16 protein-coding genes are annotated in these 17,861 nt (G+C 49.0%); 2 read left to right on the top strand and 14 right to left on the bottom strand.

What is annotated here, in order from left to right:
• Positions 1 to 10: 10 nt before the first annotated feature.
• Both LBCZ_RS00830 and LBCZ_RS00825 read right to left on the bottom strand, forming a co-directional pair.
• Positions 11 to 1,486, bottom strand: coding sequence for a CoA-acylating methylmalonate-semialdehyde dehydrogenase (locus LBCZ_RS00830; protein ID WP_039639699.1), 1,476 nt, complete (start codon positions 1,484 to 1,486; stop codon positions 11 to 13).
• A gap of 79 nt (positions 1,487 to 1,565) precedes the next feature.
• Positions 1,566 to 3,053, bottom strand: a complete 1,488-nt coding sequence (locus tag LBCZ_RS00825) for a sugar porter family MFS transporter (protein WP_025013244.1) — start codon at positions 3,051 to 3,053, stop codon at positions 1,566 to 1,568.
• A 452-nt stretch (positions 3,054 to 3,505) separates the two neighbouring features.
• On the opposite strand from LBCZ_RS00825, the gene LBCZ_RS00815 reads away from it, so the two are divergent.
• Complete coding sequence (locus LBCZ_RS00815; protein WP_025013242.1) at positions 3,506 to 4,309, top strand: DeoR/GlpR family DNA-binding transcription regulator; 804 nt, start codon at positions 3,506 to 3,508, stop codon at positions 4,307 to 4,309.
• Between the two features lie 87 nt (positions 4,310 to 4,396).
• On the opposite strand, the gene LBCZ_RS00810 is transcribed toward LBCZ_RS00815, so the two are convergent.
• The 7 genes from LBCZ_RS00810 to croR all read right to left on the bottom strand — a co-directional run bounded on the left by LBCZ_RS00810 (position 4,397) and on the right by croR (position 11,573).
• Positions 4,397 to 5,257 (bottom strand): aldo/keto reductase, encoded by an 861-nt coding sequence (locus LBCZ_RS00810; protein ID WP_039639701.1) that lies wholly within the window; start codon positions 5,255 to 5,257, stop codon positions 4,397 to 4,399.
• A gap of 132 nt (positions 5,258 to 5,389) precedes the next feature.
• Positions 5,390 to 6,139, bottom strand: a complete 750-nt coding sequence (locus LBCZ_RS00805) for an aspartate/glutamate racemase family protein (RefSeq protein WP_025013241.1) — start codon at positions 6,137 to 6,139, stop codon at positions 5,390 to 5,392.
• Between the two features lie 5 nt (positions 6,140 to 6,144).
• The gene (locus tag LBCZ_RS00800) at positions 6,145 to 7,698 is read right to left on the bottom strand and encodes a UDP-N-acetylmuramoyl-L-alanyl-D-glutamate--2,6-diaminopimelate ligase (RefSeq protein ID WP_039639704.1); all 1,554 of its coding nucleotides are present in this window, start codon (positions 7,696 to 7,698) and stop codon (positions 6,145 to 6,147) included.
• Positions 7,699 to 7,818: 120 nt separating this feature from the next.
• Positions 7,819 to 8,298 (bottom strand): transcription elongation factor GreA, encoded by a 480-nt coding sequence (gene greA / locus LBCZ_RS00795; protein WP_025013240.1) that lies wholly within the window; start codon positions 8,296 to 8,298, stop codon positions 7,819 to 7,821.
• Positions 8,299 to 8,385: 87 nt separating this feature from the next.
• On the bottom strand, positions 8,386 to 9,696 hold the full coding sequence (locus LBCZ_RS00790; protein ID WP_025013239.1) for a D-alanyl-D-alanine carboxypeptidase family protein: 1,311 nt from the start codon (positions 9,694 to 9,696) through the stop codon (positions 8,386 to 8,388).
• The gene (locus tag LBCZ_RS00785; protein ID WP_025013238.1) at positions 9,693 to 10,883 is read right to left on the bottom strand and encodes a sensor histidine kinase; all 1,191 of its coding nucleotides are present in this window, start codon (positions 10,881 to 10,883) and stop codon (positions 9,693 to 9,695) included. The genes LBCZ_RS00790 and LBCZ_RS00785 overlap by 4 nt, the downstream gene beginning before the upstream one ends.
• A gap of 3 nt (positions 10,884 to 10,886) precedes the next feature.
• Positions 10,887 to 11,573: a response regulator transcription factor CroR gene (gene croR, locus LBCZ_RS00780; protein WP_010489824.1), complete on the bottom strand. Its 687-nt coding sequence runs from the start codon at positions 11,571 to 11,573 to the stop codon at positions 10,887 to 10,889.
• A gap of 144 nt (positions 11,574 to 11,717) precedes the next feature.
• Here croR and LBCZ_RS00775 point away from each other — a divergent pair, with 144 nt between their 5' ends.
• On the top strand, positions 11,718 to 12,407 hold the full coding sequence (locus tag LBCZ_RS00775; RefSeq protein WP_025013237.1) for a hypothetical protein: 690 nt from the start codon (positions 11,718 to 11,720) through the stop codon (positions 12,405 to 12,407).
• 77 nt (positions 12,408 to 12,484) lie between these two features.
• On the opposite strand, the gene guaB is transcribed toward LBCZ_RS00775, so the two are convergent.
• From guaB to LBCZ_RS00750, 5 genes are all read right to left on the bottom strand, one after another.
• Entirely contained in the window at positions 12,485 to 13,972 is a 1,488-nt protein-coding gene (gene guaB / locus LBCZ_RS00770) for an IMP dehydrogenase (RefSeq protein ID WP_025013236.1), read from the bottom strand.
• A gap of 288 nt (positions 13,973 to 14,260) precedes the next feature.
• The gene (locus LBCZ_RS00765) at positions 14,261 to 15,361 is read right to left on the bottom strand and encodes an LPXTG cell wall anchor domain-containing protein (RefSeq protein ID WP_025013235.1); all 1,101 of its coding nucleotides are present in this window, start codon (positions 15,359 to 15,361) and stop codon (positions 14,261 to 14,263) included.
• Between the two features lie 324 nt (positions 15,362 to 15,685).
• Positions 15,686 to 16,480 (bottom strand): DUF1129 domain-containing protein, encoded by a 795-nt coding sequence (locus tag LBCZ_RS00760; RefSeq protein WP_025013234.1) that lies wholly within the window; start codon positions 16,478 to 16,480, stop codon positions 15,686 to 15,688.
• Between the two features lie 55 nt (positions 16,481 to 16,535).
• Positions 16,536 to 17,642 (bottom strand): redox-regulated ATPase YchF, encoded by a 1,107-nt coding sequence (ychF, locus tag LBCZ_RS00755; protein WP_025013233.1) that lies wholly within the window; start codon positions 17,640 to 17,642, stop codon positions 16,536 to 16,538.
• Positions 17,643 to 17,666: 24 nt separating this feature from the next.
• Positions 17,667 to 17,858, bottom strand: a complete 192-nt coding sequence (locus LBCZ_RS00750) for a DUF951 domain-containing protein (RefSeq protein WP_025013232.1) — start codon at positions 17,856 to 17,858, stop codon at positions 17,667 to 17,669.
• Positions 17,859 to 17,861: the final 3 nt, after the last annotated feature.

Below are 17,861 nucleotides of genomic sequence, written 5' to 3'. Positions count from 1 at the left end.
CTGCAGAACTTTACTTGAACCGGCTTTGATCATATCGTGCCGTCACAACTTTCTTGTGCGTATAGAAGTCCACGCTGTCTTTGCCATTGGCATGCAGTGTGCCGAAGAACGAATGCTTCCACCCGGAAAACGGGAAGACCGCGATCGGTGCCGGAACGCCGAGGTTAATGCCTAACATGCCGGCGTCGATGTTTTCCCTGAAGTAACGAATGGATGCGGCTGAGTCCGTAAAGAGGCAAGCCCCATTGGCTAACTCGGAACTATTGGCAATGGCAACGGCTTCTGGCAAGTCCTTTGCTCGCATCACTGAAAGCACCGGCGCAAACATTTCATCGTGCCAGATGGTCATGTCGGTCTTGACGTCTTCAAAAATGGTCGGTCCAACGAAGTAACCATCGTGTTCCTTGGCTTCTTCCGAACCATCCAAAACCAGTTTGGCGCCTTCTTTGACCCCGGTTTTGATATAGTTCAAAGTCCGTTCCTGATTTTCTTTGCGGATAACCGGTCCCAAGAAGACTCCTTTGTCCAATCCGTTGCCAATCTTGATATCCTTAGCTGCCTGCGTAAATTTCGTCATGAATTTGTCGGCAATGCTTTCTTGCAATACCAAAACAGAAGTTGCCATGCAGCGTTCACCGGCTGATCCGAATGACGAACTAATAATGCCTTTCACAGCTGCATCAAGGTCTGCATCCGCCAAAACGATGGTATGATTCTTTGCCCCGGTTAAGGCCTGAACCCGCTTCAAGTGTTCACTGCCGCGCTTGTACACATATTCGCCGACCCGCTCGGAACCCACAAAACTAATCGCTTTAACATCCGGATGATCCAAAAGACCATTCACAACATCCACTGACCCATTAACGATATTCAGCACCCCATCAGGCAAACTTGCTTCCTGGAACAGTTCCACCAGTCGCTGGCTTGTCAGCGGCGTTTTCTCGGATGGCTTCAGCACAAACGTATTGCCGGTTGCCACTGCCATCGGAAACATCCAACATGGCACCATCATCGGAAAGTTAAAGGGGGTAATGCCACCAACAACGCCAACCGGATAACGGTAATTGGTCGCCTCAACATCGGTAGCCACCGTTGTTAGCGAATCCCCCATCATCAAGGTTGGAACGCCAGCTGCAAATTCGACATTTTCAATACCACGGCCGACCTCGGCAACTGCTTCACTGAGGCTCTTGCCGTTTTCTTCAGTCACGATCCGCCCTAATTCTTCCTGGTGTTCGACTAATAACTGCTGGTATTTGAATAGAATTTTGGCCCGCTTAGGAATCGATACCCGCTGCCAGGTCTTAAACGCGGCGCTTGCTGCGGCAACCGCATCGGCAACATCTTCGCTACTTGAATGCGGTACCCGAGCTAAAACTTCACCGGTTGCGGGATTGTAAACATCTTCGAAGGTTTCGGTTTTGGCGTCTACCCACTTACCATTGATAAAATTCTTGAGTGTCTTCACTGCTTGTTGCGTTGTCATTGAAACTGACTCCTTTCGTGCTTCTTTTTCAAGGATGATATGAAGCGCTTACATTTTCAAATAAATTGACTTTGGAAACTTAATTTTTGTTGATCTTGCTCTTTTCTGGGAACTTGTCGTCAAACTTGTTGTCCAATTCGATTTCTTCGAGCGAACGACCGGCTGTTTCTGGTGCAAACCGCCATGCGAAAATCAATGAAATGATGTTGGCTCCCACGAAGACAAGGAAGGTATTCGACATACCGATGCCTGCCAACATAACCGGGAAGAAATAACCGACGAAGAAGTTGCTGATCCAGAGGAAGAAGGTGGCAAATCCCATCCCCAAACCACGGATCCGCGCCGGATAAATTTCCGATAGCAGCAACCATGTCAGCGGTCCTAATGCGCCTTGGAAGAACGCCAGATAGATAATCGTCAACAAGATCGTGAAATAAGGCAACATTGGACTGCCTGCCAGAAAGTGGCTGGTCAGTGTAATACCGACAAGTGAAAACAAGGTACCGGAAATCCCGGTTAATAACATTTGACGCCGTTTGAATTTACTCATCAAATGCATCGTCACAATGGTTGCGACCACCGATGTAACACCGTTCAGAATATTGGCAATCAAGGCCGCGTTCTGACCAAAGCCGGTGGTCTGCAGAATTGTCGTTCCGTAGTACATCATGACGTTAATCCCGACAATCTGTTGCATGATGCCTAAGCCAATACCGATCAAAACCAGCCGTCTGATCCAGCCAATCTTCAAGTCGGCAATCGAAGCGCTCTTAACTTCCTGCGCGGATTTTAAGGAAATCTGGATCTTTTCCATTTCATCGCGTGCCTGATCCTCTGTCCGAATTTCTCGCAAAACGGTTAAAGCCTGATCCAGTTTGCCATTGGCCGCCAACCACCGCGGTGATTCAGGAACAAAATTCATCCCGATCCAAAGAATAATCGCCGGAATCGTGGCCAGCACTAACATCCACCGCCAAATGCCGGGAATATGGCCCAACGTCGTTCCTAAAATAGCATTAAACACAAAGGCCAATAACTGGCCGGAAACAATCATGAATTCATTCTGGGTCACAATCCGCCCACGGAGATTTGACGGTGCAACCTCGGCAAGGAAGGTCGGAACAATGACCGAAGCACCTCCGACAGCCAGACCCAAAACGAATCGAACTGACGCTAATATCGGTGCCGTTGGTGACAAGGCCGACGCAATTGTCGAGACAACAAACAACATCGCAAGTGCGGTAATCACCTTGTGCCGACCTTTACGATCGGAAATCCGGCCGGTCAAAACTGCCCCAAAAGCGGCCCCCAACGTTAATGAACTTGCTACCAAGCCTTCCATCGAAGGCGACATATTTAATTCTCCTGCCTTGGTCATGAATGGTAACGCACCATTGATCACCCCAGTGTCATACCCGAAGAGCATGCCGCCAAATGTCGCAATCACGGAGATAATCCGTAACCGGCGCCGTGCCGACTTAGGCAACTTCTCTGACTTGATCCCGCCAGTCGTCTGCGGAGCAAGCGCAGCCTCGCCTTTGTCGTTAACAATTCCTGCTTTGCGCATTTTCCATAGCCTCCAAACTTTTCTGAAGTTTTTTTGTACAAAGTTAAGCGCTTACTTTATGATCACATTGCCATCATATAGGCACACCCGATCAAAATCAACTAAAAAGTATTCAACATTTGTTCATAAAATGACCAATTATTTGCAAATCCGGTCAAAAAGATGAATCTCCCTATACCATGATGGTATGATAAAGACAAACAACTAGCTGCTCCGTCAAAGGAACCCATGTTATCTTCGCCGTTTTGCGCATAGATCAAAGCAGGTTTTATGTTTGAATGTTGCCATTTTTCTTGAGAAAATCAGTACATTTTTTGGGCAGCCGGGGCCTGACCAATTGCTCATCTGGAAATTAATCATGATCTGGCTGATAAGTTGCTCAAAAGTTGTTCAAAAGTTTGTCATTAAATGCTATAATCAAATTGCTTATAGAAATGAAGAAGGTGACATCCATGCTTAGAAAAGAACGAATTGATGCCATGCAAGCTTATATCAGCGACGTCAAGACGGCTTCCATGAAAGAACTCGAAGATAAGTTTGACATCGCTCCCAGCACGCTTCGTCGCGATCTGGCCAGCCTCATCGCTGCCGGCACCGTTAAAAAAGTGTATGGTGGCGTGACGGATAACACCACGACTCCCAGCACGAAAGGCAACGCCCTCACCGTTTACAGTGAGCGTCAATTAGCGGCACCGACCGAAAAACACCAGATCGGACGCGCTGCGGCCCAACTCATCGAACCTGAAGACTTGATTTTTATTGACTCCGGGACCACGACTGCTGAGATGGGCGGTTTTTTACCGACAGATTTTCCGTTCACTTTAGTTACCAACAATCTGCAGATTATCAATCAAGCCGCACCGCTTGCGAACATCAAACTCGTCATCATTGGCATGAATTTTGATCGGCGGACCCAGTCGTTTACCGGTATTGATGATATGAACATCTTCAGCCGGTTTAACATTGGCAAGGCGTTCATGGCCGCAACCGGGATTTCGCTGACACGCGGCTTATCCAACTCGGAGTACAACGAATATCTCATCAAAGCCGAGATCTTTAAAAAGGCGCACCGCAAGATCCTGCTCATCGATCAGTCCAAGTTTGGCCGCGTCTCGCTTCTCACTTATGGTGCTTTGCAAGACATCGATGCGATTGTCACCTATGGCAATGTTGACGCAAAATATCGCGATTTTTTGACTGAAAACAATGTTCAGCTCATCAATGCCAAAACGCAGCAGGCCGTCTCACCTTCATAAATTTCGTCACGGCACACAAAAACCCCCGCGGTCTCCCGCGGGGGTTTTGTTCAGTCATACAATGATGACTGCATCGTCATTTTGCTCCTAGAAATCAGTAGTATCCGGATCCGTTGCCAGACCCGCTTCGCCATGTAATGCATCAATCAGCGTCATGTCGTGATGGCTCAGCTCAAAGTCGAACAGCTGGGCGTTTTCTTTAATACGGTCGTCGTGCACCGATTTTGGCAGCGGTAGGAAGCCATGTTGCAGTGACCAGCGAAGCACCACTTGCGCCACGCTCTTGTTGTAACGTTCCGCAATCTTCTTAAGGGATTCGACTTTGAAGATTTTGCCTGTGCCCAGTGGACTATATGCTTCGCTCAAAATATCATGCGCCTTGTTATAGTCCACGACTTCCGGCTGCAAATCACTTGGATTCAGGAAGATCTGATTGACCATTGGCTTGACGTTAGCGGTCTTGAGTAACGCGTCCAAATGCTTGGCGCGGAAGTTCGACACACCAATCGCCCGTAACTTACCTGCTTGATAGGCTTCTTCCATGGCTTTCCACGAGCCGGCATTAGCCTCTTCCCAATTGTTCCGGAATTGAATCGGATTTGGCCAGTGAATCAAATAAAGATCGACGTAATCAACACCAAGCTTTTGCAATGAGCGATCGATGGCGGCTTTGGTTGCTTCATAGCCATGATCGGCATTCCACAGTTTGGTGGTCAAAAAGATCCGATCGCGCGGAACACCGGATGCCTTGATGCCTGCACCGACACTATCTTCGTTACCATAGGCAGCAGCTGTGTCGATATGCCGGTAGCCGGCAGCCAATGCGGTTTCCACACTGTGCTTGGCAACTTCTCCATCAGGTGTCTGCCAAGTGCCAAAGCCAACAATCGGAATCTCAACGCCATTGTTTAAAGTATACGTGTCTGTCAATTTGGTTAAATGTGCCAAATTCTGCATCTCCTTTACTTGAGAACTGATTTAAGCTTACCACAAGTAAGCAGCGTTTTGTATGGCCGTCTACCACTCAAAAATGAATGATAACGCGTTCGCAGTCGCAGAAATCTCCTGTTCACGCTCGGCTCACACCATTAGTTGATTCAAAAGCGCCTTACCGTCCGCTTCGCTCTTGCGGAAGGCTTTGCCTAATGCCAGCGTTTTGTCGACAATAATGCTCTGGGCATCGATAACGTGATACGGATGATCGCCCGCTTTTTCCTGCGCAAATGACAGCTCGGTGCAGCCGAGCACGATGACGTTGACATGAAAATCATCATGCATCCGCTTTAAGATGCGGTGATACAGTTCAGCGTTAACTTCGCCTTTTTCTTTAACGTACTTGTAAATCAGTTCCGTGACCATGTCCTGAAGTGCCTGATCCCCTAGAACAACTTCGCGTCCCGTGTTTTCGATTTCCTGACTATAGATGCCATCTTTAATGGTACCTTGCGTGGCAATGAGTCCGATGCGTTTTTCATTTGGGAATCGCTCGCACATGTCGCGGATCGCCAGTCGCGGCATGTGTAACAGCGGAATCGGCGTTGCGGCCGCCAGCTGATCGTAAAAATAGTGAGCCGTATTGCAGACAATCACAATAAACTCGGGATTCAGCAGGCTTTGGGCCTGGATATCCTCAAGTAAATCCGGATAAAAACTTGGTTTACTGTGATCCAGAATGTAATCGGTCCGATCCGGTACGGTGGCGTCATTAACCAGAATGTAATTGAGATATTCCTGATCACTGTGGGCATGCGTTCGTTGATTGAGCAGCCGCACGTAACTTTCTGTTGCGGGTGTGCCCATGCCTCCGATTACCGTGAAAAATTGACGCATTAATATCAGCCTTCCTGTAACGACTTGCCAACTTCTTTTACAACTGCCATGTCGGTTGGCCACGGCGTATTGACGCCGCGAATCTTCTGATAAGGATCCGCGCCTTTACCGGCTACGACCACCACATCTTGCGGGCCACTGGCTTTAATCGCTTCGGTGATGGCTTCTTTCCGATCAAGCACCTTATGAACTTTGACCTTACTGTGGTCGATTTTGCTGTCGATTTCGTTGACAATATTGGCAGGATCTTCGTAACCGGGATCGTCTGTTGTCAGATAAGCTTCCGTAGCCAGTTCAGTGAGCACTTTGGCAAACCCCGGCCGCCGGGAAACGCCTTTGTCACCAGGCGACCCGACCACGACCAGCATCCGCGGATCCTTGTATGAACGTTTCAAAAACGACAAAAGTGCCTTCATGCTGGCATAATTATGAGCATAATCAACATAGACCGTGCCATGACCGGCAATCTGAACATGCTCCATGCGGCCAGGAATTTTAACCTTAGCAATCCCCGGAACTGCCGCCGATGCATCAACCCCTGCCAATCCGGCGCCGATGATCGCTGCAGTCGCGTTGCTTTCATTAAAATCGCCGATCAACGCCAGCGAATAATGGCCGCCGATATTGAGCGCGGCCGCTTTTTCTGTCACTGGGACTAATGTAAAGCGACTTTCGGCAACGTCCGCTTCCTGGCTGTCAAAACGAAAGTCGATGTCAATATCATCGCGTTTAGGCTTGAATCCGGCACTGGCGAATAAATAAATACTTTCCGGATAAGTCGTCGTTGTCGCGGCGGCATAAACCTGATCAAAATGCTCGGTTTCGGCATTAATCACGACTTTACGGGCGTTAACCAGCAATTGCAGCTTGTTGTGCAGATAGTTGGCAAATGTCGGATGCTCGTTCGGCCCGATATGATCCGGCGTGATGTTCAAGAAGAACCCGACATCATAAGTCAGCCCGAAAACGCGATTGCGCAAATAAGCTTGACTTGACACCTCCATCACCAGATGGGTCATGCCGTTTTCAACTGCTTCCCGCATATCACGGAATAAATCCAGACTTTCCGGCGTAGTCAAGTTTGATTTGAAGCGTTGATTCGGTTCCGGACCGACAACCGTGTCAATCGTTGAAAATAAGGCGATATGACGCGGACGCGCTTCGTTCAAAATGGCTTCAGTGAAGTACGATGCCGTGGTCTTGCCTTTGGTACCCGTATAGGCAATCACAAACAGATCATCTTGCGGATAGTCGAAAAAGGCAGCGCTAAGAATCGCCATGGCCTTGGTAATATTCCGGACAATTAAGGCATTGAGCCCATTGCCTTCGACGTACGGTTTTTCCGCGACATAGGTTTTGGCGCCATTGTCTTTAGCCATCGACAAATAAATCGGCCGAAACTTATCCCCTTTGCAGAAAAACAGCGTCGGACCAGACACTTTTCGTGAGTCATAAGCAATGCCGGTCATGTCCACATCTTCGGTGGTTTGGATGGCCGCGCTTTTGAGTAAATGGTGTTCCTTCAACAATAAAATACAAGCTCTAAGTGATAGTGCCATTGGGCTACTCCTTTTTATATGCCGTTATTTCAAGCTTCATTATAGCATAAGCATTGACGTGGCTTTGAGGTTGATTGTTCATATGATCAACTGACAGACTACTTCAAATGGGGGGACGCGTTACGCGTTCGCTTTTCCTGTCTGAATCGCAAGAATCGTCACCTGATAAGTACCGCTTGGGGCCGTGACAGTGACCGTATCACCTGCATGATGGCGCCGGATCGCCGCTCCCAATGGCGAATTGACGGCGAGTTTATCAGCACCCATGCCAGCTTCTGCCGGGCCAACCAACTCATAGGTGGCCTGATCATCGTCATCATCAAACTTAAGCTTCACCATATTGCCAATATGAGCTATGTCGCTTGCAGCCGGCGCCGTGACTTTAGCATAACGAATCAACTTATCAAGATACCGCAGTCGCCCTTCCAACTGCCGCAGTTCACGTTTGGCCGCACTGTATTCGGCATTTTCCGACCGATCGCCTAACGCTGCGGCTTCGGCAAGATTCTTGATCTTCGCCGGACGAATCGCTTTCAAATCCTCAACCTCTTGCTTCAGACTAGCCAATCCGGCCGGCGTAATTTCGTGATAAGTCACCATGATGACTGCCTCCCTAACAAAAAGGTGAACGTGTTGATCTCCGTTTCGGAGTCCAAAACATTCACCGCTTAACATCATTGTTGTCGCTTAAAAAATATTGCCGAAGAAATCACCAATCCCACGGAAGATCAGGGCAAAGAAGTTAGCCTTTGGATCTGCCTTAGTGGTCTTAAGCGTGATGCCTTCACGTTTCGCACCGCCGACAAACCCGAGCGAATCACCCTTTGCTGTCACTTCCAGATGGCCGATCGTGGCCCCTTTCTTGACGGGTGCTTCAATCGTGTTCTTCTTAACCCCTTTTGCAGGTGTATAAGTATACTTTAGATCCTGTTTACTGGTATCGGACGGAACAACTGCCACCGCCTTGGCTACTGGCGCAATCGGCGTTGTCCGGGATTTGCCGCGGTTAACCGTGACACTGCGATAACCTTTGATACCCTGTCCAGCATCAGCCAATTGAACTGTCTTCCAGTTTTCCAGAACATGATTCATCAATTTCTTGGTTTGGTCAAAACGCCGAGTCTTAGCATCCCCATTAGCGTGCAAGACCACCGTGATAATCCGCATGCCATTTTTCTCGACTGTACCTGTGAAGCAGTCACCGGCAGCGTCAGATGTGCCGGTTTTCAATCCGTCAACCGGCAGATTTTTGTCGTATGAAACCAGGCCCTTCAACATCCAGTCCCAGTTTTCCATATTAATCGCGTCATCGGTTCCTTTACGGAAAGTCTGCTTGGCGATGCTGGTAGTTTTCAGGACTTCCGGGTGATCTTTAAGTAAGTGTTGCGCGACTTGGGCCATATCTTTGGCGGACATTTCGTTCTCCGCCTGATCGCCGGTACCAGGCACTTTAGCGTCTTTTAACTGGCTGTTGTTGAGGCCAGTCACGTTGACAATTTTGGCATCCGTAATGCCCCAGCTCTTAAGCTTGGCAGTCATTTGATTGACGAACTTTTCCTGACTGCCGGCCACCGTTTTGGCAAGTAGCATCATGGCGGCGTTCGCTGAATAAATCAGCGAAGCATCATATAATTCGCGTACCGAATAGGACCCGTCCCGCCGCAGTGGCACATTGCTAAGGTCGCGATCCTGACTAAGCGACCAGATCGTCTTGTCCAAGGTCACCTTGTCGTCCCATTTGATTTTTCCCGAATCAATGGCGTCCAGCACCAGTTCGATACTCAGCATCTTAGTCATGGATGCAATCGGCAACACACTATCGGTATTCTTGGCGTACAAAACTTTCCCGGTTGTGGGTTCGATAGCAACCGCGGCCTTGGCATCAACCACATTCGTATCGCTACTTTCCGCAGCAGCAACCGAGACTGCCGGAGCAGCACCACCAATCATTAACACCGCGACCATCGCGGCAATCAACCCACGCAACAACTTCTTCATTTTGACTTTCCTGCTTCCTCATTAGAATGATTTTGGTTATCGGTCAGTGAAGCACCGACTTGTAATGGTAAATGAATCACAAAACTCGTCAACTCCGGACTGGAATCGGCATAAATATAACCGCCATGCAACGCAATAATGCTTTGGGCGATCGCAAGCCCCAACCCGGTTCCGCCGGTTTCCTGCGAGCGGCTTTCTTCAACCCGATAGAACCGGTCAAACAGCTGATTGAGAGCATCATTAGGGATCTGGGCGCCATCGTTGGAAACTTTCACAACAACTTCACTGCCAACGCGCTGTGCGTCCAGAAAAATGTGCCGTCCGCCTTGACCATACTTCAACGCATTGACAATCAGGTTGTTGAATACCCGGCCCAGTTTTTCGGTGTCGGCCTCCATCATTAACGGGTTCGGCTCACCGCTGACAAGAATCCGCATATGTTTCTTGTGCGCCTCGAGCTCAAAACTGGCAGCAAGCTGTTCCAGCATCGCAATCATGTTGAAGCGAACCGGATTAAGCTTGGTAGTGGTTGATTTGACTTTCGTATATTCAAATAAGTCTTCAACCAGCACCTTCATTTGTTTGGCCTTCAAATAAGCGGTGTGCGTATATTTAAGCAACTCTTCGTCACTGCGGTACTGATGGTCTTCAATCAATCCCAGATAGCCGATAATGGACGTTAACGGCGTCCGAATATCGTGGCTAACGTTGGTGATCAGTTCATCCTTGCTTTGCTCGATACGCCGCTCTTCCGCCATCGAATTGACCGTCGAATCAACCAGTGCATTGATGCTGCTGACGACCTTTTGCAATTCGGTGTTCACTTCAAACTTAATCCGATGATCAAGATGGCCGTCTGCAATATAATGCAACTCGGCGATGACGTGGCGCATCTGCATTTGCCGATACCGCCGCGCCAAGCGCCAATACACCACAATCACGTCAGCAATCGCCATCATTGTAAGAAACAGATTCGACCAGCTCCAGAGGTGAAAACCGCCGCGGCCAAAAGTCAAATTCGTTTTCACGCCCCAGATGGCATTTTCCAATCCGGGGTTATGCGCGATCATCTGATTAATCAGCACCAGCAACGCAAAGTTAAGCATCAGTAACAAAATCACCGTCACAATGCCTTCAATCCACAGTTCGGATTTTTCCTTTGCGGTGAGTTTGACTTTTTCGCTCATGAATTAGGCCTCGACCTTGTAACCAACGCCCCAGACGGTTTCAATGACCTTCTCACCATCAGTTGCCTCTTCAATTTTATCGCGGAGATGTGATACGTGGACCATGACGGTTTTCGCCGAAACAATGGATTCCTGTTGCCAAACCCGCTCAAAAATTTCGTCAGCCGAAAAAACTCGGTTGGGATGGCTTGCAAGTAAATACAAAATGCCGAATTCCAACGCGGTCAGCTGAATTTGTTTGCCGGTCAAAGTCGTCACTTCATGGCTGTCCTTTTTGATGGTTAACGGGCCAACCTCAAGCACATCCGGTTCCGGATTGGTGACTTCGTTTTGACTCCGACGCAACAGACTCTTGACGCGCGCCATCACTTCTAGCGGGTTAAACGGCTTGGTTACGTAATCGTCAGCGCCGGTGATCAGACCCTGAATCTTGTCCATATCCGCCGTTTTGGCTGACACAATGATGATCGGAATCTGCGAGTCTTTGCGGACTTCTTTCACCACGTCCATGCCCGACATATTCGGCATCATAATATCTAAAATCATCAAAGCAATATCCGGATTGGTCACGAGTTTGGTAATCGCTTCTTTTCCCGAGTATGCTTGAATCGGTTCATAGCCTTCGTTTTTAACGTAAATGCTTAGTAATTCAACGATTTCTTTATCATCGTCAACAATTAATATCTTCATGTTTTTAACTCCATTTATAGAACGATCGGTAAGGACTGTCACATCAATGTCCATTGTACCAAAATTGAAGCGGGAATTCTTTACGAAAAACCTAAGAAAATGCGGGTTGCAGCGTTATCCATTCTAAAAAGGAGGCGACATTTTTTGGAAAATTTAACCAATGTTGTGGCCGCCAGTCTGCCTCAAGACATGCGAATCGCCGGTATCAATATCGCGCATACCAGCGGCAGTACCTACTGGCTTTTGTACCAACAGCCGGACTGGTTAACGTTGCGGCTTGCCACGCATGTTCATTGGTTGAATGGGGTGCAGCAACTACAGGTTATTTGGCCTGATATGCCCGATGTTACTGGACTCAAACCGGTTTTGAACCAAGCATTGTTGAGTCCGGCAGCGCACCAAGCCGCGTTTGCGTTCACGTCAACCGATATCGCCATTGCTAACATGCTGTTGTGGGCGGCAAACCGCAAACTGGTGTTCATGCTCCGCCTGACACCGGCAATGGCCAGCGCCCACAAACACCGCCAATTCGATTTGCATCAGGATCTTGAACCCTTGCCGCTGTTCCTGGGCGATCGGAATAACAGTAACGATTTGTTGTTACCGGTCGCTGATCAGCGGCTGAAGCAACACTTGATTCGGTTTTATAGTCGAAACCTGCTATTTACGCAATTTTCCGGTCATCATTTGATTAAGCTGTTACCAACCGCGCAATGGTTGCAGACGATGTTGACCATCATGCCGCCGACACGCGCCTGGCCATTAGCAGTGGCAACAACTTTTGGAACACAGGTACCTGAGGTTTTCCACCAGGCGCGATTGCGGCATCGTTAAACGGTAAATACAAAAGGAGCTTACAGACACCCCCTATATTGAGGACTTCTGTAAGCTCTTTTATATGGAAACTTAAATTATTGAACAGAATAGTTCGGTGCTTCACGCGTGATCTGAACGTCATGCGGATGGCTTTCGCGTAAGCCGGCTCCGGTAATCTGAATGAACTGTGCGTTGTCTTGCAGCTCTTTCAAGTTCGGTGCCCCGACATAGCCCATGCCGGATTCAATGCCGCCAAGCATCTGGAAGATCACATCACCAAGGCTGCCTTTGTAAGCAACCCGGCCTTCAATACCTTCAGGAACCAGCTTGTTGGCTTCGTTCACGCCACTTTGGAAGTAGCGATCGCTTGAGCCGTGTGCCTGCGCCATCGCGCCCAGCGAACCCATGCCACGATAAGTCTTGAAGCGCCGGCCTTGATAAATTTCAAACTGGCCCGGTGCTTCGTCGGTTCCGGCTAAAAGTGAACCTAACATGACCGCGTTCCCGCCAGCCGCCAAGGCCTTCACGATGTCGCCGGAATACTTGATCCCGCCATCGGCAATGATCGTTTTGCCACGTTTACGTGCCACACTAGCAGCATCGTAAACCGCCGTCAGTTGAGGGACCCCGACACCGGCAACGATCCGGGTGGTACAAATCGAGCCAGGACCGATCCCGACTTTAACAACATCAACGCCGGCATCATACAGCGCTTCCGTGGCTTCCGCCGTCGCAACATTACCGGCAATCAAGGTTGCCAGTGGAAAATGCTCGCGAATTTCCTTGATCTTGCGAATAACCCCGGCACTGTGACCATGGGCGGTATCAATGACAATCGCGTCAGCACCGGCATCTAACAACGCCTGTGCCCGATCAAACGTATCGGAAGTCACACCGACAGCAGCAGCGACCAGCAAGCGGCCATGTGCATCCTTAGCCGCATGCGGGAATTCAACCACTTTTTCAATATCTTTAATGGTAATCAAACCACTAAGCCGACCATTCTTATCAATTAACGGGAGCTTTTCAATCTTACGAGCCTGCAAGATCGCTTCTGCATCCTTGATCGAAGTGCCTGCCGGAGCCGTTACCAAACCTTCTTTGGTCATGACGGTATCGATCAGCACACTCTTGTCATCGACATACCGTAAATCACGGTTGGTAATAATGCCGGTCAGCTTGCGGTCGGTTGTGTTGTTCACAATCGGCACACCACTGATGCGATACTTCTTCATCAATGCTTCTGCATCGCTAACCGGTTTATCGGCTGTAAGATAGAAGGGATCCACAATGACGCCATTTTCACTGCGCTTAACTTTGAGCACTTCATCAGCCTGCGCGGCAATGCTCATATTCTTATGAATAACACCCAGACCGCCTTGACGGGCCATGGCAATTGCCATCGCACTTTCGGTCACCGTATCCATCCCCGCTGAGATGATTGGGATATTCAACTTCAAGTTGTCCGCAAGTTGTACAGACAGATCGACATCGTGAGGCAAAACATGACTTTCTGCAGGTATCAACAACACATCATCAAATGTAAAACCACGCCGGGCAAACTTTGTATCCCAATGACTCATAGCGTAAATCCCTCTTTCAATTTTTAGTTGTTGACTAATGTACTACCGGAATGTGAACACGTCAAACGTGTCTGGTAATTTTTTTGAAAAGACCGGTATCATAGGCCTAAAAATGAAAGAAAGTCTCATAATTGTTCAGTCTAGTCCGAACAAAAAATTAGCGACGCTTGATATGAGAATTTAATGTTCGTATTTTAGTCATTGGGTTTGTGCCATCATAGCTATCGTTCGGATTAATAGCTGCTGTCATTTTTAAACGGGAACCGATTAACGCTTCAGCGGCCGCTCTTAGCCTTGGCGACGCCACAACCAAGCGCCTAAAGCCGAAAGCAGGGTTGCAAGCCCGGCCAAAAGTCCTGATTGGCCAAGTGCTTCTCCGGTTTTTGGCAATCCGTGAGTTGATCCACTTTCCACGGACGAAGCCGCCTGCGACGTTTGTGCTGTTACCGACTCAACCGAGGCTTTTTGGGAGGCACTCGCTGATGACGATGGGCGCAGCGACAGCTGGTTTGACTGGGCGGACGGGTCAGCGCTAGGCTTTTGTGATGGTGCTTGCGATGGCTTTTGCGACGCTTGCGAACTTGCCTGAGACGCCTGCGAACTTGAGGAAGCAACCGCAGGCATTTTCACTGAAACGACCGCTGCCTTGTCGTCCGCCTTTTCGCCGCCGATTAAGTTCCAGTTATAGCCCACTGTCACGTGCTTGTCCGGTAATTCAAAATGATAGAACACATTGCGCTTGAATTGCGGATCATCTGTTGAAAAAGTGACGCGACCTTGGGCATCCGTTGTTTTGACGATTGCCGACTTAGCGCCATCAACCAGGTTAGGAATAGCGGCCACTTTCACGTTTGCCAAGGGCTGCTTGGTCTGCTGGTCAACGAGTTGGAACGCCCGCTCGCCTCTTTGATAAGTATACTTGTCCATTTCAATTTTGGTTGTCTGCCCCGGTGTGTAAACAAAGCTGTCTGGCACGGCCTTCCAGCCTTGGTTACCGGAAGCTACAACCTGGAGTCGGTATGTGTGTCCTGTCTGTAGTCCGTCAGCGGCACCGATCTTTAACCCGCTGACGGATGCTGATGGTTCATCTTCATCAGTTGATGCTAACGTTTTGGTTGCGACCACCTGACCGTTATCGGCAGCAACAATCTGCACCGTGATCGCCTGGTGATAATTCGCCGCAATCCCATTAAGTAATGCGAAAACCAGCGTTTGATCCTTAGCCGCAACTTGCTTGACAGCAGATGCCTGCTCAACTGCCTGACTAGCGGAACCGCTAGCAGATGTTGCCGCCTGAGTCGGTTGGGCATTCACCAAGCCAAAACCTGCCAATGCCACCGCCGCCAGAACAAATCCGCGTCCGTACTGCTGTTGATGCCCCTTATTCATCCAAAAAACCTCCCAAATTTTCTAAAGCGTAATAATTACGATTAATCTCAAATGAAGTTTACCGGATAAAAAACTAGGCGTCAAACTTTTTTGAGCGCGAGCGTGAACTGGCATGGTTAGGAGCATGCTCACCATAACGCGTTCGCCAGCCCAGAAGTCTGCGTGTAAGGACCTTGGTCGCAATGGCCTAAGCCCGGGCCATTGCGACCAAGGCCACTTACACTCCGACTTCTAACCGGGCTGGTTCACGCTCACACCAAAAAAGCCACCCCACTATCGAGGTGACCATCATCAACCACTCAACTTATTTTAAACCGCAACCCACTACCGTCGGAAAAAGCTCTTGAGATGATACCGCCGTTGCAAAAGCCAGTGGGAACCATACGCGACAACGGCGATGATTACGTCCACATACCACGGCATTGCCCGGGTGAATGGTGTGTCAAGCATCATGAGGGCGCCACCGATAAAGGTAACCGCAAGAACCAACACAATCCCGCCACCAAGCACTAACCAGGCACTGCGGCGATTCTTCTTGTCCCGTTCCATCCAGTCGGCGTAATACACAAAGAAAAGACCGGCCATGAGGCTTAACATGACAAGATAAGCAAAGCTATTGCTGGCGTTGTTCTGCGATTTCGGATTGATGTAGGTCATCACGGCGAAGACAGCCGCAAGAATGGCCATGAAAAACAGACCTTGATCGGCGACCAATAACCACAGCGGCTTTTTAGGTTCCGGTTTCGGGGTATGCAGAATTTCATTGGCCTTCACTGTGACTGGCCCATAAAGTTGCGTGGCCGGTTTGCCTTGCCGTTGGGCGGTAATCATTTCCGGCAGCATCGTTTTGAGCAGGGCTTCCTCATCTGCCTCACTCATACCGCCGTCTTTTAATTCACGCCGTAGCTTGAAGACATACTCGTTGTTCTTATTGGTCAGTCTTGCAATCATTTCCGGTACAGTTGTGGCTGGTCGCTCCTGTTTAACATGGGCATTCTTGCTTGCCACCGTTGCTGCCGATTGCTGCGTATCAGCCGCTGACGATGCCGCAGTCTGCTGTTGATCAACTGCAGCGCTGTCCGCTGTTTGATTCGTGTCCGTTTCTTGCTTCTTTGCCATGTGTAACTCCTATCTTAAAGTCATCATCGTCGCGTGCGCGCTTTCGGCTTGCACGTTAAACATTGAACCGAAATTCAATGATATCCCCATCTTGCACTTGATATTCCTTACCTTCAGAGCGATAGCGTCCGGCTTCTTTGACTGCCTGCACGGAGCCGTACTTATCCAGATCCGTAAAGGACATCGTCTCGGCTCGAATAAAGCCGCGCTCAAAATCCGAATGAATGATACCGGCAACTTGAGGCGCCTTCATGCCGCGTTTAAACGTCCACGCGCGGGTTTCCTTGCCACCCGCCGTAAAGAAGGTTGCTAAACCCAGCAAATGGTAGCTAGCCTTGATGAGTTTATCCAAACCGGATTCATCGACACCTTCTGCTGCCAGAAAGTCGGCTTTCTCGTCATCATCCAATTCGGCAATTTCCTCTTCGGTCTTGGCCGAAATAGCAATCACTTCGGCGCCTTCTTTAGCCGCTTCGGCTTTGATTTGTTTGACATAATCAACGGAATCCGGATCGGCCATGGCTTCTTCAGCAATATTGGCGACATAAAGCACCGGTTTACTCGTTAATAAGAACAAGCCCTTGACGATCTTCTGTTCATCTTTATCGAAGTCAATGCTGCGCACCATTCCGCCGTCTTCAAGAACCGGCTTGATCTTTTGCAACACTTTAAACTCCGCCTGGGCTTCCTTATCTTTGGTTTGGGTCCGGGCAACCTTTTCAACTTTGGCATAGCGTTTATTGACCGAATCCAAATCGGCGATCGCCAGTTCCATGTTAATCGTGGCCATGTCTTCCAACGGATCGACTTTGCCGGTCACACTGGTAATGTTATCGTCATCGAATGCCCGAACAACGTGCACGATCGCATCTACCTGGCGAATGTTTTCCAGAAACTTGTTACCAAGTCCCTCGCCTTTGGAAGCACCTTTCACGATTCCGGCAATATCCGTGAACTCAAAAGTCGTATGAATGATTTTCTTGGCCGGAATTAATTCATCAATCCGTGCCAACCGTTTATCCGGCACCTCGACCATCCCCACATTGGGGTCAATGGTCGCAAACGGATAATTGGCCATCTCGGCGCCTGCTTTTGTGATTGCGTTAAAAAGCGTGGACTTACCGACATTGGGTAGTCCGACAATACCTGCTGTTAAAGCCATTTGCTTATTTCACACTTTCTATGATTAATCTGTCTGTTCTGCTTGACCTAAAACTTTCTTGAGCCGCTTCTCAAAATCACGGCGCGACATCATGACAATATGGCCGCAACCGGTGCAACGAATTTTAATGTCGGCGCCTAGGCGAATGACTTCCCATTTATTCATTCCACATGCATGCGGCTTCTTCATTTGAACCAGATCATGTAATTGGTACATTCG

The organism is Lacticaseibacillus casei DSM 20011 = JCM 1134 = ATCC 393 (assembly GCF_000829055.1).
GTDB classification, from domain to species: Bacteria; Bacillota; Bacilli; order Lactobacillales; family Lactobacillaceae; genus Lacticaseibacillus; species Lacticaseibacillus casei.
Note: the sequence above shows the minus strand (reverse complement) of the source record. Positions and strands in the feature narration are given on the sequence as shown.